Origin of the sequence: Caproiciproducens galactitolivorans, assembly GCF_026672255.1 — a bacterium.
Classification (GTDB): domain Bacteria; phylum Bacillota; class Clostridia; order Oscillospirales; family Acutalibacteraceae; genus Caproiciproducens; species Caproiciproducens galactitolivorans_A.
In genome coordinates this window covers 304,069-326,188 of sequence record NZ_JAPOHA010000002.1, presented here as the reverse complement: position 1 = coordinate 326,188, position 22,120 = coordinate 304,069, and the positions used below count along the sequence as shown (strand labels likewise).

The following is a 22,120-nucleotide window of genomic DNA, read 5'->3' as shown; positions in this document are numbered from 1 at the left end:
TTGCCAAGGTGGAGGTAGCGAGTTCGAGCCTCGTCGTTCGCTCCATTTTGTGGCGTCATAGCCAAGTGGTAAGGCATGGGTCTGCAAAACCCTGATTCCCCAGTTCAAATCTGGGTGACGCCTCCAAACGAAATTTAATCCGTAAAACAGATGAACTGTTTTACGGATTTTTTCGTTGTACGGCAACCCGCCGGGGATGCAGGCAAGACCGGAAGAACTTTCATTTCAAGCCCTTTTTTTCCTGCCCCCTTCCATTTTGTTGAAGCAAGCGGCGCCGGGAAAATACCGCCGCTTGCCGGCGGGTACCGATATTCTGTAAAATCATTGGATGATTCATAAAAAAATTTACGAAGAACAAACGCGGATGCGTTTCCATACATATCCAAAATCATCCCTTGCATATAGATTGTGCATGGGGTGATCGCCTTGAAATCGTCCAAAAATTATTTTGTCCCGATATCCATACTGATTTTATGCTGTCTCCTGTTCTTATTATTGTCCTATATCTCTTATAATCGAATTGATAAAATGGCATCTGCTTTGGCTGAAAAGCGCAATCCTATCATCGTCCTTGACGCGGGACACGGCGGGGAGGACGGAGGAGCCGTAGGGAAATCGACCGCTTTGGAAAAAGATATCAATCTGGCGATAGCGCTTCAGTTGGAAAAGCTTTTAAAAGCGTCCGGTTTTCGTGTCGTTATGACAAGAACTACCGATATATCCGTCTGCGATGATCATCTGGATACGGTCCGGGAACGGAAGGTAAGCGATATCCATAACCGTCTGAAGATGATCGAATCGCAGGGGGACTGCATTTTTCTGAGCATTCATCAAAACCATTTTACCAGCAGCCGCTATAGCGGCGCGCAGATTTTCTATTCTCAAAAAACCGAAGGAAGCAAGGAACTGGCGGAAAGTATCAAAAGCCGTGTTGTTGAACTTTTACAGCCGGAAAATAAACGGGAAACGAAACCGGCTACAAGCTCCATCTATCTGTTGTGGAACGCAAAAGTAACCGCCGTAATGGTGGAATGCGGCTTCCTTTCAAATGAATCGGAAGCGGAAAAACTGAATAACCCGGCTTACCAAAAGCAAATGGCTTTCGCCATTTACAGTGGTTTTCTCGATTACTACCATTCGACTCTGTAATATCTTGTAATTGTCGGCCGGTTCGTCTATAATTTAAGATGAAGAAACAGGAAAAAGAGGATTTTCAATATGGCGAAATCGAAAAGTATCTATATTTGTTCCGAATGCGGCTTTGAATCGGCAAAATGGTATGGCAAATGCCCGGGCTGCGGCCAATGGAACTGTATGAACGAGGAATTCCGGGAAGCCGCGGCTCCCAAAAATTCCGGAACCTCTGCGGTACATAGTCTGAACAGCCCGATCGCTATTAATGAAATCAGTACCGATGAGGAAGCGCGTTACCATACCGGCCTGAGCGAGCTGGACAGGGTACTCGGCGGCGGAATTGTAAAAGGCTCGTTGATTCTGATCAGCGGCGAACCCGGCATCGGAAAATCGACCATTCTTCTGCAAATCTGTGAATATCTCGGACGGTCTTTAAAAATACTGTATGTATCCGGAGAAGAATCAAGCAGGCAAATAAAGCTTCGTGCGGCCCGTTTGGGCGTACAAAGTGAAAACCTCTATATTTTAACGGAAACCGACGTTCAATGCGTTATAGAGCAAATGCGGGCACATAAACCGGATTTAGTGATGATCGACTCCATTCAGACCATGAACTACACCGATTTAAACTCGTCACCCGGCAGCGTTACGCAGGTGCGCGAATGCACAAACGCTTACATGCGCGCCGCAAAGTCGCTGGAGATTCCGACCATTCTGGTTGGGCACGTCAATAAGGACGGCGCGATTGCGGGGCCGAAGGTACTGGAGCATATTGTGGACGCCGTGCTCTATTTTGAAGGGGACCGGCAGATGTCCTATCGGATTTTGCGCGCGGTCAAGAACCGCTATGGTTCGACGAATGAGATCGGCGTTTTTGATATGGACGACCATGGCCTGCATCAGGTGGACAACCCTTCGCTGGCCCTTCTTTCCGGCAGGCCCAAGAATGTATCCGGTACCTGCGTTACCAGTATTTTGGAAGGTTCCCGGCCGATTTTAGCTGAAATACAGGGCCTGGCTACCACAACGGGTTTCGGCAATCCCCGAAGGATGTCTACCGGCTTTGATTATAATCGGATGTCGCTTCTTCTCGCGGTTTTAGAAAAGCGCGCGGGGTTTTACTTCTCGAATTTAGACGCCTATGTCAACGTAGTCGGCGGATTAAGGCTGGATGAACCCGCGGCCGATCTGGCGGTTGCCATGTCGCTTGTTTCAAGCTTAAAGGATATTCCCGTCAGCGACGATGCCATCGTATTCGGCGAGATCGGCCTGGCAGGAGAAATCCGCTCCGTAACCCACGCCGAAGCGCGGATCAGCGAAGCGGAACGGCTTGGTTTTACAAAATGCATCTTGCCTTACCATAACCTGAAGCAACTGCATTCCAAACCAAAAGACATTCAGTTGATCGGGGTTAAAAACGTGAGGGAGGCATTTGAGGCTTCGTCGGGTTCGTAACCGTATTGCGGGGCGTAACTTTGATACAGTGCACACAGCCGTCGCCGGTATAATTTGTGATCGCAGACGGCATTTCAAGGCTGCAATAGCCCTCATGTTGGTAAAGACAGTCTTCATCACATTGTATGATGCTCATTTATGTTCACCTCAGCAATATTTTTGGGAACATAAGCAAAAATTATTCACAGGAATCCGTGAATTGATACTAATATTTTCCCCCCTGTTTTCACACAATAAGCAGGAACGGGGGAATGGGAATGAAAAGAAATGTAATGCTAATTGCCTTTACAGCTTTAATCCTCATAAGTATCCTTGCCTGGGGCGAAATTTCCCGTAATTCAGCCATACAGGTAAGTGTTGTAAAGGTAAATCCACTTACAGTTGAGGATTCCGTAATATGCAGCGGCAGGGTGGAAAGGGTATCTGACCACAGCGTTTGTTCGCCGTATACCGCCTTTATCAGCCGGATTTTGGTGAAAACAGGGGACACTGTCTCCGTTGGACAGCCCTTAATGGAAGTCCTGACTTCGGAAAACGGCGTCACCGGAACGGAGGAAGGGTTCGGGGAAGGATCGGGCTACGCCGGCGATTTTCAGCAGAGCCGGACGAAAACGCAGACCATTGCATCGCCCTATGCCGGTGAAATTACATCCCTTACCGCCGCAGGCCAAAGCTACATCCGAACCGGCAGTCCGGTTGCGGTCATTTCGGACAGCCCCGTGAAACTGCAGGTCCGGCTCTCCGTAGACGAAGCCCAGATATCGGACGTAAAGATCGGGCAGAAGGCAATTATTACCGGCGTCGGCTTTAAAAATACCGCTTATACCGGCGTTGTTCGGAAGATCTCCTCCGACGCAAAGCAGGTTGTTTCAAAAAACGGCGAAGCTACCGTCGTCGAAGTAATCGTCAGCGTGGATAAGACAGGCGGCGAAATTAAGCCGGGATATACCGCAAAGGCGAAGATTATTACTTCGGAGAACAGCGGCGTTCTTATTGCGCCCTACGAGGCCGTCAGAGCGGATAAAGACGGGAACGAGTACGTCTTCAAATTATGCGGAAAACAGGCTGTAAAAACGCCTGTGGTGACAAGCAGAGAGTTTGACAAAGGTTTCGAAATAACCAGCGGAATTTCCAAAAACGATGAGATCATTAACAATCCGGATTCCGTTTCCAACGGTTCCTACGTTGTTCCGTCTAAAAAAGGGACGGTGAGTTCGGGTGGCTGATTATTTAAAATCCGCATTCCGGAGTCTTACGAGAAAACGTGTCCGAACTTCTTTAACCATATTGGGGATTGCGATCGGCGTCTCTTCCGTGATTATTGTCGGAAATATCAGCCGCTGCGGCACAACGGCGCTCAGCACGGAACTGGAAAGCCTTGGCCTGAGCGGCCTGACGATATCGGTTTCCCAGGACGCAGGCTCGATTTCTCTGAATGAAACCGATTTGAACCTTATTAAGCGGTGCGACCAGGTGGAACAGGCCGCTCCCATCGTAGTCCAAAGTACGGATGTAACAGCAAGAAAAATCCGTACCAAAGCGATCGTGTGGGGAATAGACACCAAAGCCAGCCAGATCATCTCCATTAATTTGCTTTACGGACGGCTGTTTAATAACGAAGATATCCGGGACGGCGCAAACGTATGCCTGGTAGACGAAGCTTTTTCCAAAAGTACGTATTTAAGAAGCAATATTATCGGCAAAACGGTAACCATTCTGTGCGGGGGAGTGGAGGATAATTATAAAGTAGTCGGTATTATAAAAACCGGCAGCGGACTGCTGCAAAATGTTATCGGAAATTATATTCCCACCTTTGTATACGTCCCTTATACAACCGTTCAAAAGGCTTCGGGAAAAGACAATTTTGATCAAATCGCGGTAAAGATTAAATCCGGCGGAAACGTGGACCGAATAGGGCAGACGATCGTTGATAAATTGGATCGAAATAACGGTTCGGCGGGCGCTTTTGTTTCGAACAATCTGGCAAAACAAAAAGACAGTCTTACCAATATGCTCGATATTATCACGCTGATTCTTTCGGCGGTCGGGTCCGTTTCCTTATTGGTGGCCAGCCTGAGTATTATGACGGTCATGCTGGTATCGGTCAACGAAAGGACGCGGGAAATCGGAATTAAAAAAGCAATCGGCGCGAAACGCAGTTCCATTATGCTGGAATTTATGTTCGAGGCAATTCTGATCTCTTTCATCGGCTGTATCCTTGGACTGGTATCAGGATATCTCATATCCTATATCGGTGCGAATTATTTCGGCGTTGCGCTGAATATTCGGGTGGATGTGGTTTTGCCTGTAATGGGCTTTTCCATTCTTTCCGGAACGATTTTCGGCATTTATCCGGCTTATAAGGCGTCGAACCTAAAGCCGGTTGACGCGCTCAGACAGGAATAGAGGAAATTATGCGCTTTATCAATTCTCCGAATTTACCGGAAGCGGACGTGGCGCTGGCGGCCATGTCCGGTACATATCCAAAAATAATAAATGCGCTCCGTCGTTTAAACATCATCGTTTTGCCGGTAAAACCTTGTAAAAAGATCGGTTTGCCGGTTTGCACCCACGCGGACATGCTCTGCCACCATTTAGGGGATAATGCCATTGTTGTCGCCAAAGGGGAAGAATATTTAAAAGCGGCTTTGGAACAGAACGGATTTCATACAGTGTATTCATGTTCGGTTTTGGAAAAGAATTATCCGAAAGATGTGGCCTTAAATGCGGCCCGTATCGGCCGAAATTTGATCGCAAATCAAAAGGCACTGGATACGGTTATTGTCGATTATTGCAAAAAACATCAAATTTCCATCCTATCCACAAAACAGGGATACGCAAAATGTTCCTCTGTGATTGTCAGCGAAAACGCGGTCATCACAGAGGATTCCTCCATCGCGGCCGCGGCTGCCGGCGCCGCTATTCAGGTTTTAAAAATCAGACCGGGTTTTGTAAAGCTGGACGGGTATGAATACGGCTTCCTCGGCGGTGCGTGCGGAATGATCGGTAAAAATAAGCTCGTGTTTGCGGGCAGCATTGAATCGCATCCGGATTACTGTAAAATCAAAGCATTTTGCAGGAATCTGAACGTCCAGTTACTATCTCTTACGGAGGACCCTTTAACGGATGTTGGGGGAATCCTGCCGTTAAAAACATTCGGATAAGGCGCAGGGTGTATACATAAGGGAAGATCGATCACAATTTACGGAACCGTTTTATTTGGAAGCCAGAATATGACGCACTGTTGTCATGTTCTATAGAGTAAAATAAGATGCAGTCAAAGAAATTTCAGCGAAAGGAAAAAGAACAATGGAATTTATTACGGTCAACCGGGACAATATTGATCGCGAGCATATATGCTGCGCTATAGCGGAGAAAAGGGGCGAAACCTGTGTGTCATCCAAAAAGGCGTGGATGAAAGAACGCTTTCAGGACGGATTGGTATTCCGGAAACTGGATGCGCGGGGCAAGGTTTTTATCGAGTATATCCCCGCTGAAAAAGCATGGTGCCCCATCCTTGCGGACGGATATATGCACATCAACTGCTTTTGGGTATCCGGGCAATTCAAGGGACAGGGCTATGCCAATCAGCTTTTGGAACAATGTATTGCAGACGCAAAGAAGAAAGGAAAACGCGGCCTGACCGTCCTTTCCTCAACAAAAAAGATGCCGTTTTTATCCGACCCAAAGTATTTAAAGTATAAGGGTTTCCAGATAGCCGATACGGCGGCTCCGTATTATGAACTGCTATACCTGCCGTTTGATGAAAACGCCCCCGTCCCGAAATTCAGAGATTGTGCCAGGCAGTGTAAAATCAATGAAAAGGGCATGGTGCTTTATTACGCAAATCAATGCCCGCATACGGATAAATACGCCCCTATGATCAGGGAGATAGCGGAGCAACATAGCACAACGGTTACACTCCATAAAATCGAAACGACGGAACAGGCTCAGAATGCCCCTGCACCGTTTACAACCTACAGTTTCTTTTACGACGGCGTTCTTGTTACAAACGAGATTTTTTCGGATAAAAAATTTGAAAAATTTTTAGCATCTATCAATAGCTGATATAATCAAGGTGCTTGGTTAAAATAAGATTATTCGGCCATAAATTACTTACAGCGAAACGACGGCTTTGAAATCAAAGCCGTCGTTTCGCTGCTTCTTTTTCTAGAAGGGCATATGGGTGTTTTTAGCAATTAACAGTTGCCATGCGTTCATTCTTCTTCTCGAACGCTGCCGCGAAATGTTTACCACATTTCCTGCCAAGGAATAGATAGAATAGAACGTAAGAGGAGGGGAAAATTAATTTTAGATAAATCGCTTTGAAAGGATGAGGAAAAGTTCTTTCATAATAAGAATAAATGGATGATATTATGATCGAGAATGGAAGAGTGCTAACGGGATGTGATACTTGTGATTATAGTATATACGATGCGAATTTGAATTGCAGAACCTGCGGATCCGGACTGGAACAAACCGGAGACGGATGTCCAAAATATAAAATGAGTTATCCATGCTTTTGCCAAAACCACGCACAGTATGATAAATATACCGGATTAGCAAAAAATTTAAAGTTTGGGTTATAAATGGGGTAGAATTTCTTGACATCTCCTTTTTTTTTGCTATAATTATACAAAATGAATATTTTGTATAATTAAGGGGACAGAAAATTATAAAAACTGGAGTTGAAATGTATTTATGAAACCCGAACTTCTGGCGGAAGCTCCGCCGATTATCAAGGAATTCTTAGGTTATATCGAAACGATTAAAGGAAAATCTCCCAAAACAGCCGAAGAATATTATCTTGATCTGCGTACTTTTTTCCGGTATATCAAGCAGAAACGAGATCTGGTTCCGCCCGGTACCGGATTTGAGCAAATCAATATTTCTGACGTTGACCTCGCTTTGATTAAAACAATAACCCTGACCAATGTTTATGAGTACATGAATTTTCTGTCATCAGAGCGTAATAACAAAGCTTCCACGCGTTCCCGCAAAGTATCCAGCCTTCGGACTTTTTTTAAATATCTGACCAACAAAACCGGAAAACTGGATACAAACCCGGTTCAGGAACTGGAAACGCCGAAGCTGAAGAAATCCCTGCCGAAATACCTTACGCTGGAGCAATGCCTTGAGCTGCTTTCCAAAGTGGACGGGCCGACAAAAGAACGGGATTACTGCATACTGGTGCTATTTCTGAACTGCGGAATGCGTCTTTCGGAACTTGTCAGCCTGAATTTAAGCGACGTAAGCCATAATAACAAAACAATACGGATTGTAGGCAAAGGAAACAAAGAGCGCATTGTTTACCTGAACGATGCCTGTATCGACGCCATTAACCGCTATATTGCAGTACGCCCGAAAGAAGCCCTGATTGATAAAAACGCCTTATTTATCAGTAAACAAAGGAAACGGATCAGCCCGAAAACCGTCCAGTATATCGTTAAAAAATATCTTTCCGAAATTGAGCTGGGCAGTTTTTCGGTACATAAACTCCGGCACACGGCCGCTACGTTGATGTATCAGCACGGACATGTCGATATTCGCGTTTTAAAGGACATTCTGGGTCATGAAAATTTAGGCACTACCGAAATCTATACCCATCTTTCCGACGAACAGATGGCCAATGCGGCGGAATCAAATCCCCTTTCGCATGTAAAACAGCGGGAGCCCCTGCGTATCCAGACAAAAAATAAAAAAGGATCGGAATAACCGGTCCTTTTTTATTTCTATTGTTCTACCCCAGTTTTGCCCTAGGATGGCAGTTGTTATAAACTTTTTTAAAATGGTCATTTAACAAATGAACGTAAACCTGCGTCGACGAGATGTCTGCATGTCCAAGCATAAGCTGAATGTCCTTCAGCTCTGCGCCGTTTTCCAGCAGGTGCAGCGCAAACGAATGGCGGAGCGTATGCGGGGTAATTTCCTTAACAATTCCCGCGCTTTCCGCGTAGCCTTTTACAATTTTCCAGAAGCCCTGGCGCGTAAGCCTGCGCCCGTTCAGATTTGTAAACAGCGCTTGTCCCCCGTCCGGTGTTATGATCAGATTTCTGACTTTTTGTATGTATTCCGAAACGGCGGTTACCGCTGCCGGATACACCGGAATCAATCTTTCATTTTTGCCGCTGCAGCACTTGAGTAATCCGTTATGCAGGTTCATATCCTCCACATTTAAATCAACCAGCTCCGAAGCGCGGATTCCGGTCGCATACAGCAGTTCCAGCATGGCCTTGTCGCGGCAGCCTTTCGGTTCGTATTTATCCGGCTGCGCCAAAAGCAATTCAATTTCCTTGCCGCTTAAAATCTGCGGCAGCTTTTTAATCGGCTTTTCCAGGCGTACAGCTTTCGCAGGGTTGCTGGTAACCATTTTGCTGATCATCAGATACTGAAAAAAGCTGCGGATGGATGCAATATTCCGAGTTATGGTGGCGTTTGATTTTTTTGTTTCCATCAGCCTTTTTACATAAGAATTCATAAAATCCGTATCCACCAGACAGGGATCGCTCAGACCGTTTTCCTCCAGAAAAGATAAAAAATGCTCCACGTCACGAATATAAGAATCCAGTGTGTTTGCAGACACCGCTTTTTTATTAACCAGATAATCGCTGAAATCTGCACAATAGTCGTTCATTTTGTTCTATCCCCTCTATTTAAAAGAAAACATACCCGCAAAACATCCCGAAAACAGGACGTCAAAAACAGCCGCCAGAAATGCCAGCATCAAAATCGCGCCGAAATGCAGCAAATAAGGTTTCATCTTCGGCTGGCTGATTGTCCTTTTTCCGGACCCGGCGCTGCACGAAGCAATCACGCGGGAAAACCGTGAACCCTCCTTTGCCGCAAGCAAAATAGCGATGCAGCAGACAAACGCTCCCGGCAGAATAACCGATAAATTAAAGAGTACTCCCTTCCCCCCGTAAACCGCATACAAATACCCTGATGTTAATCCCAGCCCAAATCCACGGAAGAAAAGAACGGCAGGAATCAAAAACATGCCCCACATGGAAAGACCGCAAAGAAAACACACAAATATAAAAAGGAAGGAGGAAGCAAACGACGCTGAAAAAACATCAAAAATCGGCTGTCCGGCCCTCGACTGAAAATTACTGTAAAATAGAAAATCCAGTTTTTTCAGCGTAGTAATATCCGCATTCCTGGCAAAAACAGCGCCGAATAGCATACCGCAAATTAAAAATACGGAAAAAAATACCAATGTGGAGTTTTCACGCAACGCATTCATAAAGATTCTGCCGTTTAAAGAAATATTTCGTTTCAACCGGTAAGTCGTGGCAACCATACTCATACACCCCCTTGAAAAGTGTATGAGTACAAACTGTGTTATATGATTTATTTACCCAGTTCCTCAGCTCTTTTTGTACAGGCTTTCATTGCCTCGTCGACCATCTGCTCAAAATGGTGCTCATAAAACACGTCCAGTGCCTTTAAAGTCGTGCCTCCCGGTGAGGATACCATCTTAATCAGCGCTTCCGGTGTCAGATCCGGCTGACGGAGCATTGCCGCGCTGCCTTCAAAGGTCTGGCAGATTAGCTCCAGCGCCGTTTTGGCGTCAATCCCCTGCCCTACCGCGCTGTCCATCATCGCTTTGGCAAACAGGTAAATATAAGCGGGACTGCTGCTGTTCACAGAAATCACCGCGTTCATCCGGCTTTCATCCAATACGGTTACGGTACCGCATGCGGCAAAGAGGGACTGTACCAACTGAAAGTCCACGTCAGTCACATTGGCTGTTTTGCACATGGCCGTAGCGCCTTTTCCGACTAACAGCGGCGTGTTTGGCATGGTGCGGATAACCGGGCAGCTGCAATCCAGCTCACCGGTAATGTAGCCCGTGGAAATGCCTGCGGCAATGGAAACAAATAAAATCCGCTCATTTACAAAAGGTTTAACGGCTGCTAAAACCTCCGAGAAATTCTGGGGCTTTACCGCCAAAAATAAAATGCCGCAATTTTTTACCAGTTCCTCGATGGAAGACGCCGTTCGAATTCCTGCTTTCTTCTGTAAAGCTTCGCACTTCTCCCGATTGATATCATAAACGTAAATTCTCTGCGCCGGAAACGTTTTTGTCCCGACAATTCCGTTCACGATCGCGCCGGCCATATTCCCGGCGCCAATAAATCCCAATCCTTTTTCTTCCAATCCTTAACACCGCCCTTGTAAATATATACTATAAACCATTTTCAGCCGCTTCGCAATATAAAATATTCATTCTATTCATTTCCATGCAAAGGAATAAAAATTATGTAAATTACATTATGTAAACTGAATGAATAAAAATACATGCTTATGCAACCCGCAAAAACATGTATTTTTATGGCTTTTTTACGATTCGGCCATAGCCGCCTGAATCATGATTGCGCATTCCAGCCGTTTCTTTTCAAGATCACAGGAAATTTTGTGGGCCTTATGGATATCCCCTTCGTACTGCTGATTATTTGCATTGCAGCCGCCGCTGCAATAGAATTTCGCCCAGCAATTCTTACATTCCGGTTTCGAATAAATATTGGCAAGCGCAAAAGTATGCTTTATGGATTCGTCAAACGTACCGTCCAGCACATTGCCCATCTTAAAGCTGTCGTCCCCGACGAACTGATGGCAGGGGAAAATGTCGCCCTCGGGCGTAACGGCTATGTACTCGTTGCCGCAGCTGCAGCCGCGCAGGCGCTTAATCGCGCAGGGACCCTGGTTCAGGTCGATCATGAAATGGAAGAAGTTAAAGCCCTTCCCCGCCTTTCTGCGTTCGATGATCACTTTGGACAGGCGGTCGTATTCTTCAAAAACACGGGGCAAGTCCTCTTCTTTTATGGAATAGTCGAGCTTTTCGTCGGATACCACCGGTTCCACGGAAATCTGCTCAAAGCCGAGGTCCGCCATATGAAGCACGTCTTCGGTAAAGTCCAGATTGTGCTTTGTAAACGTACCGCGCGCGTAATAATCCTTGTCCCCGCGCGAAGCGACCAGTTTCTGGAATTTGGGAACGATTGCATCGTAGCTTCCCGAACCATCTACACGAACGCGCAGCAAATCGTTTACATTCTTTCTTCCGTCAATGGACAGCACGCAGTTTGACATCTCTTTATTAATATAATCGATTTTATCATCCGTTAAGAGGATGCCGTTTGTCGTAATCGTAAAGCGGAAGTTTTTATTATGCTCTTTCTCAATTCCACGGGCATAAGCGACAATCTGCTTGACGACATCAAAATTCATCAGCGGTTCGCCGCCGAAAAAGTCTACTTCCAGATTATGCCTGCCTTCTGATTTTTCAATCAGAAAATCAATGGCTTTCTTGCCGACCTCAAAGGGCATCAGCATTCGGCCGCGGCCAAAGTCGCCTTTTGCCGCGAAGCAGTATTCGCATCGAAGATTGCAGTCATGCGCAATATTCAGGCACAGGGATTTCAGCGGGGCATCCTTCATCATCCCCGCAAATTTCTCGTACTCATCCGATGAAAAAAGCTGATCAAGACGATAAAGCTCCTTAAGCTCGTCGTAAGCCTCTTCGATGGTTTTTGTATCGTATTTTCCGTTCAGAGCGTCCAGCATTTCCTGAGGCGCCTTGTCCGGAACATCGTTCTCTAAATAATCCAGCATAGCAAACGGCGCATCGTCAAAAAGATGGACGGCGCCGCTGTTGGTATCCAGCACAATGTTAAATCCGTTTAAGGAATACTTGTGAATCATGTATATACTCCGTTTACACAAAATTTAAGGGACAGAAATCTGTCCCTTAGTGGCTGATCATTATTTGTTATCTGTCGGCGTTCTCGCACTTTTGATTTGCAACCGTGCAGGAAGTTTTGCAAGCCGACTGGCAGGACGCCTGGCACTCACCGCAGCCGCCCTTCGCTGCGCTCTCTTTCAAATTGGCTTTATTCAAAGTCTTAATCTGCTTCATTCTTTAAAACCTCCGTTTCCTAAGTGAACTTTCAAAACCTTAATTATTATATCACACGATATTTCATAAGAAAAGGGTTTATTTTACTTTTGATTTTTTGTTTACCCCGAGAAAGCCGCCGATTGCGCCGGAAAGGATCATTACGATCATACGCATTACCGCCGTAACAGAGACCGGTTCCTTGGATGCAATCAGGCCGGCAACAAGATACAGAATAAAAAGCAGCAGCCCGGAAACGGCGCCGTATGCCAAACCGCGTTTATGGGATACCTTGGCGGTTACAAAGCCGGCCGTCAAAGCACCCAAAACAGAGAGTGCAAGCATCATGGGAGAAATCACATTTTGCGAAAAATTCCCGGCTGATACAAATCCCAGCGCGGAAAGACCCAGCAGGATTGCACTAAGCAAGGCTCCGGCAACGGAACCGATGACGATAGCCCGTATGGCTTCCAGAATCGGATTGTCTGCTGTATGCTTTTTACCCTTCATACGCTGCGCCCCCTCAATAATCTAGTAATAGATATTCAGGGTTTGCCGAAGATATACGTATTATTCTTATTCTGCTTCTTCGTGCGTATTATCGATGCTGCCGATCGCCCAGCGGCGGACACGCATTTTTGCACGGTCGGAACCGGTTTCGATAATAAGGCTGTCGTCTTCCTTAACCCCTACAACACGGCCGACGATGCCGCCGATCGTTGTAATCTCGTCGCCGACCTGCGCGCTTTTGCGCATTTTCTCCTCATTCTTCTTTTTCTTGGACTGCGGACGGATTAAGAAAAAGTAGAAACCGGCAAAAATGGCAATATACAGGATAACAATAATCGTGTTATTTGTTGCTGATGCGTTCATTAATAGCTACACCTCCATTTTAATGTTTTGATTATACCAATAATCCAGACATGTTGCAAGGTTTTTTAGATCCTTGTATCTAATTTTCGGATATTATTGTTATAAAATTCTTCAAAATTCTCCTCATCCAGAGATTTCCGGATTCTTTCGAGAAGCGTATTGTAAAAATAGATGTTGTGCATCACGCAAAGCCGCATGGCCAGCATCTCGCCGCTCTTAAACAAATGATGGATATATGCGCGGGAAAAATTACGGCAGGCCGGGCAGTCGCAGGTTTCATCGAGCGGCGCTTCGTCCAGCGTATACTTCGCGTTAAACAGATTGCGGCAGCCTTCCCACGTGAACACGTGGCCGTGGCGCGCATTGCGGGACGGCATTACGCAGTCGAAAATATCCACGCCCCGCTTAATGGCTTCCAGAATATTTTCGGGCGTACCGACCCCCATCAAATAGCGGGGCTTATCCTTTGGCATCTCCGGTTCCACCGCTTCGATAATGCGGTACATTTCCTCCGCGCTCTCCCCTACCGCAAGCCCGCCGATCGCGTAGCCGTCGAGGCCGAGTTCCCGGATTTGGCGCATATTGTCAATCCGCAAATCCGCATAGGTGCTTCCCTGATTAATCCCCCACAGCATCTGCTTTTGATTGATGGTATCGGGCAGAGAATTCAGCCTGTCCATTTCCGCTTTGCAGCGGTAAAGCCAGCGAACGGTCCTTTGGCAGGATTTCCGGGCGTAATCGTATTCCGCCGGATTTTCCACGCATTCGTCAAACGCCATGGCGATCGTGGAGCCGAGGTTTGACTGAATCCGCATGCTTTCCTCGGGGCCCATAAAAATCCTGTGTCCGTCGATATGGGACGCAAACGTTACGCCTTCTTCTTTAATGTTCCGCAGTTTGGCAAGGGAAAAAACCTGAAACCCGCCGCTGTCGGTAAGAATGGGGCCGTCCCAGCGGGTAAATTTATGAAGTCCGCCGAGCTGTTTTACATCTTCGTCCCCGGGCCTCAGGTGCAGGTGATAGGTATTGCAGAGCTGCACCTGGCATTTCAGTTCTTTCAAATCCAATGCGGAAAGACCGCCTTTTATCGCACCGCAGGTTGCCACGTTCATAAACGCGGGGGTTTGTACGGTGCCGTGCGGGGTAACAAATTCGCCCCTGCGGGCCGCTCCTTCATTTCGGATCAATTTATACATTCAAAATCCGCCTTTCAATAAATGAACATTGCGTCGCCAAAACTGAAAAACCGGTATTTTTCTTCAACCGCGACTTTATATGCGTTCATAATATGTTGGTAGCCCGCAAAAGCGGAAACAAGCATAATCAGCGTGCTTTCCGGAAGGTGAAAATTCGTAATCAAACCGTCAAGCACTTTGTACCGGTAGCCGGGATAAATGAAAATATCCGTCCAGCCGTCGCTTTCCTTTATGCAGCCTTCCTTTGTTCCCACCGATTCCAGCGTGCGGCAACTGGTTGTGCCGACCGCAATCACCCGGCCTCCGTTTTTCTTGGTTTCATTGATGCAGTCCGCGGTTTCTTTCGGCAGGTAATAATGTTCCGAATGCATTTTATGATCCGTTACCTTTTCGGCGGACACCGGGCGGAATGTACCGAGACCCACATGCAGGGTCACAAAGCAGACCTTAACGCCTTTCTGCTTTACCCTTTCCAGCAATTCGGGTGTAAAATGCAGCCCGGCGGTCGGCGCGGCGGCGGAGCCGACTTCTTTGGAATAGACCGTCTGGTAGCGCTCGTTGTCTTCCAAATGCTTTGTGATATAGTGAGGAAGCGGCATTTGCCCGATTTTATCCAGAATTTCATAGAAATTGCCGTCATAAATGAAACGCGCGAGGCGGTTCCCGTCTTCAATGATTTCCAGCACTTCCGCTTTTAAAAGGCCGTCGCCGAAAGTGAAGCGCGTTCCCGGCTTTGCCCGTTTTCCGGGGCCGCAGAGGACTTCCCATACGTCCCCTTCCCTGTGTGTTAAAAGCAGAAATTCCACCTTTGCGCCCGTGTCTTCTTTTATTCCGTAAAGTCTTGCGGGTAAAACGCGGGAATCATTTAAAACAAGGCAGTCGCCCGGGTTTAAGCAGTCAATAATATCATAAAAATGCTTGTGGGAGATTTCGCCCGTCTTTTTATTCAACGTTAAAAGGCGGGACGAGTCGCGCGGTTCCAAAGGGGTTTGTGCGATCAGTTCCTTCGGAAGATCATAATAAAAATCTTTTGTCTGTAAATTTTGCAAATCCAGTTCCATGTTTTTATCTCCTGTTTATTATATTACCAAATGTTTATTATAAATAAATTGACAAGCAATAGCAAGTCATGATATTATTAATTAAATTATTATCTAAGATAGAGGCGCGATTTTTAATGAGTAGTGGGACGGAAGCTGCCAAAGCCGTTGATGGCCCGTGAAAGGTAAATTCGCCGAAGGGGATTTCAGGGCAGAAATTTCCCTGGTTGCTTTTGTGAACAGCATGGCAACTGTCATCATGTTTTTATGATGGAGCGCTATCGGCAGAACCGGGCTGCATATGCATTACAACCGGCAAAAGTCGAATAGCTGCATTATATTCACTTGATGACCGGTTTTTAACCGGTTTTTTTAATATCATTCTATTTATTTTAACATTTATCATATAATTAAGGAGGAACAAATGAAAAAATATAACGTAGGTATTATCGGCGCGACCGGCATGGTCGGGCAGCGGTTCGCAACATTGCTTGAAAACCATCCGTGGTTTACGGTTACGGCGCTCGCAGCCAGTTCGCGTTCTGCCGGTAAAACATATAAAGAAGCAGTCGGCGACCATTGGCTGATGACGACGCCCATGCCGAAATCCATGGAAAACATGGTCGTTTTTAACGCGGAGGAAGACGTACAAAAGGTTGCCTCTTTAGTCGATTTTGTTTTCTGTGCCGTCAATATGAAGAAAGAGGAAATCAAAGCGTTGGAGGAAGCTTACGCAAAAGCGGAATGCCCGGTTCTGTCGAACAACAGCGCGCACCGCATGACCGCCGACGTGCCGATGATTATCCCGGAAATCAACCCCGGCCACGCGGCTGTAATCGACGCCCAGCGCAAAAGACTGGGAACAAAACGCGGTTTTATCGCCGTAAAATCAAACTGCTCGCTGCAAAGCTATGTTCCGGCAATCCACCCTCTGATGGATTTGAACGTTACCAAAGTTCTTGCCTGTACCTATCAGGCGATTTCCGGCGCGGGCAAAACCTTTCAGACATGGCCGGAAAGCGTTGATAACGTCATCCCGTTTATCGGCGGCGAAGAAGGAAAATCGGAAAACGAGCCCCTTAAAATCTGGGGACACGTTGAAAACGGCGCCATTGTAAACGCTGCTACCCCCTGCATTACGTCGCAGTGCCTGCGCGTTCCGGTTTCCGACGGACACACTGCCGCAGTATTTCTTTCCTTTGATAAAAAAGCGGAGATGGAAGAAATCATATCCAGATGGGAAAACTATAAGGGCGTTCCGCAAGAGCTTCAGCTTCCCAGCGCGCCCAAACAGTTCCTGCATTATTTCCGTGAAGAAGACCGTCCGCAGTCCAGACTGGACCGTAACCTGGAAAACGGCATGGCCGTTTCCATCGGCCGGCTGCGCCCGGATACGCAATACGACATCAAGTTTGTATGCCTTTCCCACAACACCCTGCGCGGCGCGGCGGGCGGCGCCGTATTAATGGCGGAGCTTCTTTGCGCAAAAGGCTATCTTGATTAACAATCCTTGCGATTTGGAGGTATTTCATGAAAAAGCTGATTTTTAAGGGGTCCGGTGTCGCACTGGTAACGCCGATGAAAGACGACGGTTCCGTGGATTATGATGTATTGGGTGAATTAATTGATTTTCATATTGCGAACGGAACAGATGCGATTATCGCCTGCGGCACAACCGGAGAATGCGCGGTTTTAAGCCACGACGAGCATTGTGAAGCCGTAAAGTTCATGATCGATCGGGTAAATAAGAGGATACCGGTTATCGCAAGCTCTGGCAGCAACGATACCCGCTATGCGCTTGAGCTTTCCCGTTCCATGCAGGAAATCGGCGCGGACGGTCTGCTGATGGTTACTCCTTACTATAACAAAACCTCGCAGGCCGGGCTTGTAAAGCACTACACCTATATTGCCGACCGGGTCGATGTGCCGATCATTGTTTACAACGTACCGTCGCGCACGGGCTGCAATATCAAACCGGAAACCTATCTCGAGCTTTCCAAGCATCCGAATATTAACGCCACCAAAGAGGCAAACGGGGATATTTCCTCTGTCGCCAAAACCATTTCCCTCTGCGGCGAGAATTTACATGTATATTCCGGCAACGACGACCAGACGCTGCCGATGCTGGCTTTGGGCGGAAAAGGGGTTATCTCCGTCCTGGCGAATATCCTTCCCGGCGTCATGCACAAGCTGTGCGCGGATTATTTCGCAGGCGATATCGCTTCCAGCCGCGACGCTTTCTTAAAAAACATTGAGCTGATGGAAGCCATGTTTATGGATGTAAACCCGATTCCTATAAAAGCGGCGATGAAGATGCTTGGCTTTAAAAGCGGTGACTGCCGCCTGCCCTTAACGGAAATGAGCAGTGAAGCTCTCGCAAAGCTTACCGCGTTATTGAAAAAATACGAGTTGTTAAAATAAAAAGACCTTCGGGGGAACGTTAAAATGACAAGGATAATTGTCGGCGGATGCAATGGCAAAATGGGACGCGAAGTCGCTTCCTGTGCGGCGCAGCGGGATGATTGCATGATCGTCGGCGGAATTGATATAAACCCGGAAGAGAAACATCCTTTCCCGGTGTTCGCAAAACCGGCGGATATTAACGTAGATGTGGATGTCATCGTTGATTTTTCGAATCCGGCGCTTCTTTCCTCGCTTCTGCAATATGCGCAGATACACAAAACGCCGCTTGTTTTATGCACAACCGGCTACAACGGCGCACAGGTGGAAGCACTGAAACGGGTATCGGCCGAAGTTCCTGTTTTCTATTCAGGCAACATGTCGCTCGGTGTAAACTTACTGATCGAGCTTTCCAAAATGGCGGCAAAAGCTTTGGGCAGCGGATTTGACATTGAGATCATCGAACAGCATCATAACCAAAAGATCGATGCGCCGAGCGGTACCGCGTTAATGATTGCCGATGGGATTTCCTCCGTGTTAAAGGAAAACACGCGTTATGTTTATGACCGGCATTCACAGCGCAAAAAAAGAGATCCCTCCGAAATCGGAATTCATTCCGTTCGCGGGGGAACAATCGTCGGCGAACATGAAGTCATCTTTGCCGGCAATCAGGAAGTCATTACACTGTCGCATTCCGCCCAGTCGAAAGGCATTTTTGCCGCGGGCGCGGTCAATGCAGCCGTTTATTTGACCGATAAGCCCGCAGGACTTTACAATATGTCTGATTTATTAAAAAGGGAGGCTTCCTCATGATTTTAGAGCCGGTGATCACCACCGTAAATGATATTACACTGATCACATTACAGAATTGTCCGTCGGAATTATCCTTTATATCGAATCTGTTTCAAAAAATAGCGGATTTTGATGTAAACGTAGATATGATTTCGCTTGCCCCAACGCAGGGAGCGTTCACATCCGTTTCCTTTACGATTTCCGATAACGACCTGGATAAAATTCTGGCTTTTACATCCAATCTGCGCGACACCTCCAATATTAAAACAATCGTCAGCAGCGGAAACTGCAAGATTTCCGTTTACGATCAAAATATGAAAAATACACCCGGCGTAGCCGCGAAAGTATTTGCAGCCGCGGCAAATATTGAAACGGATATCCGGATTATTACGACGTCCGAGGTGGATATCTCCCTGCTGATTACGGCAGCGGATTTTGATCAGACGCTTCATGAAATCGAAAAAAGTATGAATATGCAATAAAAAATTGGCTGTTGAAAAAATGATTTTGCAACAAAATCCATACAAAAAACAGCTCCAAAAGCAAGCAAATGCGCCTTAAATCGGTTTTCCAAGTCCGATCAAGGCGCATTTTTTATGTCATATTTTTTGACAAGGCTATTTTGCAATTGCCCTCTTATGAAAAGTAGACGCCGATTGGGAACAGATAAATTGCAAAAATCACGGCAAAAAGAAGCAGCGTGAAAACCAGGAGACCCGGAAGCTCCAGAAATTTGATCTTATCATAGTTTCTTTTTTTCAGGAAGCGATACCAGAAGATACATAGGAATATCCCCGCCGCCGACAAAAGCAAGCCGGTTTTGAATCCGGTTGGGACATAGGAAATTGAAATCCGGTTCTCCCCTTTTTGCAGCTTTACCGCCATCATCGAGTCCAAGACACGGTGAATTTCCGTGCTTTTATGATTCACCTTCGCCGTAAAACCGTTATCAGCGGTAATCGGCAGAAAAAGCCAGGAACTGTCGTCGTTCGCAGCCGCCGTTCCGACAATTTGATTTCCGGATTGTTTTAACTGGGCTGCCGTCGTTTTGCCGATCGCCTGCTTTAAAACATCATCCTTTAATCCGGCAAGGCCGAAGGATTTCGCGGCAACCTCTTTTAACACTTCGACTTCGACTTCCACCGTTTCATTCTGAAAGGTTCCGAGATTTAAAAGGCCGTTATTCGGCTGATTCGGGTAGTTTTCCTGGATTAGTTTACCATTTACAAAAACATTGAAGCTGGAATTAATATGCTCAATCAGGTTGTTGGAAAACCGGTCGAAACAATCAAAATAAAGGGTCTGTTTCTCTTTTACAGGAATCCGGTAAATCAGCATTCCGGTTTCACTGTTGTCCCGGAAGGCCAGGCTGTAATTTTTGTCATGCTGATATTGAATATTGGTTTTGACTGTTGGCTCATAATTCACAAACAGCTTTTCTTTCGTATGGAAAACAGATTCGAAAATTGCCTGCTGAAGGTTCAGCCGGGAAGTATTCGGCAGATTTTTCAGGGCTTCCACCGAACGAACATCCATGACAAATCCAACCGGCAGCGTCATTTCATTTTCTGCAATTTCATATTTATCATTTTTATAAATTACTTTATTCGGTTCCTGTAAATCCGCGGGCTGAACAATGCTGTATTTATTTCCTAAAATCGCGTCCGTCAGTTTGGTTCCCCCGTTTGAATTTACTTCCATCCAATAGGAGGAATAGCCCAGTTTTTTCATGGTATACATAAAGCTTTCGTTTGTCAGCGAGGTATAATGGCTCAGCGTATTATACCCCATGCTGCCGACAAGATTAACGTCAAAATACTTTTTCTCGGTTTTCACGCGGTAGAGCGCGTCATCCTGAATTTTTCCGCTCAGATCAATAACCGGTAATTCGCTTCTCGCGCTGTTCGCAGCGGAAGCGATGTAAACGCTGGAATTAAAGACGGCTTCCAAAAGCACAATCATGCAAAGCAGCACGGAAAAGGCCCTTTTACTAAGCTGTCTGTAACGGTAAAGAAGGAGCAGAACCAGATAGGCAAGCGCCGCCGTAAAGGAAAAAGCGAGCAGCAAGCGCAGGCTTTCGCTGTTTCCCCACAGTGTCCTCGTATAAACCGTTACCGTGTGATAGTCCTTGTAAAGAATCAGGCATTCCGCTACAAATACGGCGCCGACCGCCAGCATCGCGCCAAATAACGGAATGATGCGGCTGTGCGTGAACCGGGTGTCCTCATTGATACCTGCTATGACGACAGCAAGCAGAATCAGGCCGAAAAAGACGGTGATATACCCATAACGCACGGGAAAGGCCTGATAATTCCCCGTATGCCACATTTTATTGACCGGTTCGATAAAAACCGGAATCATCATCAGCAGGAAAAGATAAAAGGAGAAAGCGGCGGTTTCCGTCTGCTTTTTTACAAACAGCAGATACATCACGACTGCTGAAAAAACGGCGCTTGTACAGAGGATCACCGCCAGCGTTGTATCAAATCGGGTAAAAAGGGTTCCCACCCGCAGGCTGGTAAATAAATTCCCCGTCCTTGCGGACTGGACATACTGCATCAGCGCCGGAATCCAGACCACCGCCGTAAGCAAAGCCACCAGTAAAGTGGAAATTTCGAACAGCAATACGATTCTTCCGCGCCGCTCCCGCGGAGCGAAAAAAAAGATGTACAGGCCAAAGGAAATCACGAGAAAAATCGTGACCATATAGCTCAGATAAAAATTTACCGTCAGCATGGCGGTGAAAGAAAAAATATAGAGCCCTGTTTTTTCCTTGTGAATCAGTCTGTCCAGCCCGATTAAAAGAACCGGAAACAAATACATCATATCGAGCCATACGTGATTCTGATAATAGAACATCGTATAGCCGCAGAAAGCATACATGACCGACAGAGCCGTACTTTGCATCAAACTGAGATTTTTGAAACGATACCGGAAAAAAATTTCGGCCGTCAGTGCGCACGTCATCATTTTTAATAAGACAAGAATATTTACGAATTGATAAATGCCTGCCTTATCGATAAAAGCAACGAGGAACGTAAACGGGCTGGAAATAAAGAAGAGAAAAACACCCCAGAAATTCATGCCCCCGGAATTCTGCATGTTCAGGAACAGATTTGCTTTGCCCGATAGAATATCCTTAAAATCCAGTAAAAACGGGATAACCTGCTGGTCCATATCGCACCAGGAAAGCGTTTTTGTTCCGAAGGGGTACATCTGGCAAACACAAAATACGGATAACAGCAAAAGTGCCACCGCGGCGGGCGCGGTCAGATAGGAGCATTTTCTCTTCATTTGTGTTTTCCTCCGTAAAAATCAATATTCTTATTATA

Annotated in this window: 21 protein-coding genes, 1 tRNA gene and 1 riboswitch; of the genes, 12 read left to right on the top strand and 10 right to left on the bottom strand. The window is 46.5% G+C overall.

Annotation, left to right across the window (positions count from 1 at the left end):
* Nucleotides 1–51 precede the first annotated feature (51 nt).
* From OUY18_RS03195 to OUY18_RS03160, 8 genes are all read left to right on the top strand, one after another.
* Nucleotides 52–126, top strand: a tRNA-Cys gene (locus OUY18_RS03195).
* Nucleotides 127–426: 300 nt separating this feature from the next.
* On the top strand, nucleotides 427–1,149 hold the full coding sequence (locus OUY18_RS03190; RefSeq protein WP_268057259.1) for an N-acetylmuramoyl-L-alanine amidase: 723 nt from the start codon (nucleotides 427–429) through the stop codon (nucleotides 1,147–1,149).
* A gap of 69 nt (nucleotides 1,150–1,218) precedes the next feature.
* Nucleotides 1,219–2,589, top strand: coding sequence for a DNA repair protein RadA (radA, locus tag OUY18_RS03185; RefSeq protein WP_268057258.1), 1,371 nt, complete (start codon nucleotides 1,219–1,221; stop codon nucleotides 2,587–2,589).
* A 257-nt stretch (nucleotides 2,590–2,846) separates the two neighbouring features.
* Nucleotides 2,847–3,815 carry an efflux RND transporter periplasmic adaptor subunit gene (locus OUY18_RS03180; RefSeq protein ID WP_268057257.1) on the top strand — a complete coding sequence of 323 codons (969 nt, stop codon included), beginning with the start codon at nucleotides 2,847–2,849 and terminating at the stop codon, nucleotides 3,813–3,815.
* The gene (locus OUY18_RS03175; protein WP_268057256.1) at nucleotides 3,808–4,995 is read left to right on the top strand and encodes an ABC transporter permease; all 1,188 of its coding nucleotides are present in this window, start codon (nucleotides 3,808–3,810) and stop codon (nucleotides 4,993–4,995) included. The genes OUY18_RS03180 and OUY18_RS03175 overlap by 8 nt, the downstream gene beginning before the upstream one ends.
* A gap of 8 nt (nucleotides 4,996–5,003) precedes the next feature.
* Entirely contained in the window at nucleotides 5,004–5,753 is a 750-nt protein-coding gene (locus OUY18_RS03170) for a DUF6873 family GME fold protein (RefSeq protein ID WP_268057255.1), read from the top strand.
* Between the two features lie 145 nt (nucleotides 5,754–5,898).
* A complete protein-coding gene (locus OUY18_RS03165; RefSeq protein ID WP_268057254.1) occupies nucleotides 5,899–6,657 on the top strand; it encodes a GNAT family N-acetyltransferase in 759 nt (252 codons plus the stop codon).
* A gap of 633 nt (nucleotides 6,658–7,290) precedes the next feature.
* A complete protein-coding gene (locus tag OUY18_RS03160) occupies nucleotides 7,291–8,304 on the top strand; it encodes a tyrosine recombinase XerC (RefSeq protein WP_268057253.1) in 1,014 nt (337 codons plus the stop codon).
* Between the two features lie 25 nt (nucleotides 8,305–8,329).
* Here the strand turns inward: OUY18_RS03160 and OUY18_RS03155 are convergent, their stop codons facing one another.
* From OUY18_RS03155 to queA, 9 genes are all read right to left on the bottom strand, one after another.
* Nucleotides 8,330–9,223 carry a tyrosine recombinase gene (locus OUY18_RS03155; RefSeq protein WP_268057252.1) on the bottom strand — a complete coding sequence of 298 codons (894 nt, stop codon included), beginning with the start codon at nucleotides 9,221–9,223 and terminating at the stop codon, nucleotides 8,330–8,332.
* A gap of 15 nt (nucleotides 9,224–9,238) precedes the next feature.
* On the bottom strand, nucleotides 9,239–9,889 hold the full coding sequence (locus OUY18_RS03150) for a stage II sporulation protein M (RefSeq protein ID WP_268057251.1): 651 nt from the start codon (nucleotides 9,887–9,889) through the stop codon (nucleotides 9,239–9,241).
* Between the two features lie 50 nt (nucleotides 9,890–9,939).
* Nucleotides 9,940–10,749, bottom strand: a complete 810-nt coding sequence (proC, locus tag OUY18_RS03145) for a pyrroline-5-carboxylate reductase (protein WP_268057250.1) — start codon at nucleotides 10,747–10,749, stop codon at nucleotides 9,940–9,942.
* A gap of 183 nt (nucleotides 10,750–10,932) precedes the next feature.
* On the bottom strand, nucleotides 10,933–12,294 hold the full coding sequence (scfB, locus tag OUY18_RS03140) for a thioether cross-link-forming SCIFF peptide maturase (protein ID WP_268057249.1): 1,362 nt from the start codon (nucleotides 12,292–12,294) through the stop codon (nucleotides 10,933–10,935).
* Between the two features lie 67 nt (nucleotides 12,295–12,361).
* Nucleotides 12,362–12,508: a six-cysteine ranthipeptide SCIFF gene (gene scfA, locus OUY18_RS03135; protein WP_135659237.1), complete on the bottom strand. Its 147-nt coding sequence runs from the start codon at nucleotides 12,506–12,508 to the stop codon at nucleotides 12,362–12,364.
* Between the two features lie 78 nt (nucleotides 12,509–12,586).
* Nucleotides 12,587–12,997: a TIGR04086 family membrane protein gene (locus tag OUY18_RS03130; protein WP_268057248.1), complete on the bottom strand. Its 411-nt coding sequence runs from the start codon at nucleotides 12,995–12,997 to the stop codon at nucleotides 12,587–12,589.
* 66 nt (nucleotides 12,998–13,063) lie between these two features.
* Nucleotides 13,064–13,360 (bottom strand): preprotein translocase subunit YajC, encoded by a 297-nt coding sequence (gene yajC, locus OUY18_RS03125; RefSeq protein ID WP_268057247.1) that lies wholly within the window; start codon nucleotides 13,358–13,360, stop codon nucleotides 13,064–13,066.
* A gap of 65 nt (nucleotides 13,361–13,425) precedes the next feature.
* The gene (tgt, locus tag OUY18_RS03120; protein ID WP_268057246.1) at nucleotides 13,426–14,556 is read right to left on the bottom strand and encodes a tRNA guanosine(34) transglycosylase Tgt; all 1,131 of its coding nucleotides are present in this window, start codon (nucleotides 14,554–14,556) and stop codon (nucleotides 13,426–13,428) included.
* 14 nt (nucleotides 14,557–14,570) lie between these two features.
* Nucleotides 14,571–15,617, bottom strand: coding sequence for a tRNA preQ1(34) S-adenosylmethionine ribosyltransferase-isomerase QueA (gene queA, locus OUY18_RS03115; protein ID WP_268057245.1), 1,047 nt, complete (start codon nucleotides 15,615–15,617; stop codon nucleotides 14,571–14,573).
* Between the two features lie 91 nt (nucleotides 15,618–15,708).
* Nucleotides 15,709–15,885: riboswitch (Lysine riboswitch) on the top strand.
* Nucleotides 15,886–16,020: 135 nt separating this feature from the next.
* On the opposite strand from queA, the gene asd reads away from it, so the two are divergent.
* From asd to OUY18_RS03095, 4 genes are read left to right on the top strand one after another with little or no spacing between them, the layout of a single operon-like run.
* Nucleotides 16,021–17,100, top strand: coding sequence for an aspartate-semialdehyde dehydrogenase (gene asd, locus OUY18_RS03110; protein ID WP_268057244.1), 1,080 nt, complete (start codon nucleotides 16,021–16,023; stop codon nucleotides 17,098–17,100).
* A 26-nt stretch (nucleotides 17,101–17,126) separates the two neighbouring features.
* Nucleotides 17,127–18,017 carry a 4-hydroxy-tetrahydrodipicolinate synthase gene (gene dapA, locus OUY18_RS03105; RefSeq protein ID WP_268057243.1) on the top strand — a complete coding sequence of 297 codons (891 nt, stop codon included), beginning with the start codon at nucleotides 17,127–17,129 and terminating at the stop codon, nucleotides 18,015–18,017.
* Nucleotides 18,018–18,041: 24 nt separating this feature from the next.
* A complete protein-coding gene (gene dapB / locus OUY18_RS03100; protein ID WP_268057242.1) occupies nucleotides 18,042–18,809 on the top strand; it encodes a 4-hydroxy-tetrahydrodipicolinate reductase in 768 nt (255 codons plus the stop codon).
* Nucleotides 18,806–19,270: an ACT domain-containing protein gene (locus OUY18_RS03095; protein WP_268057241.1), complete on the top strand. Its 465-nt coding sequence runs from the start codon at nucleotides 18,806–18,808 to the stop codon at nucleotides 19,268–19,270. Before dapB ends, OUY18_RS03095 begins: the two co-directional genes overlap by 4 nt.
* Before the next feature lie 154 nt (nucleotides 19,271–19,424).
* Here the strand turns inward: OUY18_RS03095 and OUY18_RS03090 are convergent, their stop codons facing one another.
* Entirely contained in the window at nucleotides 19,425–22,082 is a 2,658-nt protein-coding gene (locus OUY18_RS03090) for a YfhO family protein (protein ID WP_268057240.1), read from the bottom strand.
* Nucleotides 22,083–22,120: the final 38 nt, after the last annotated feature.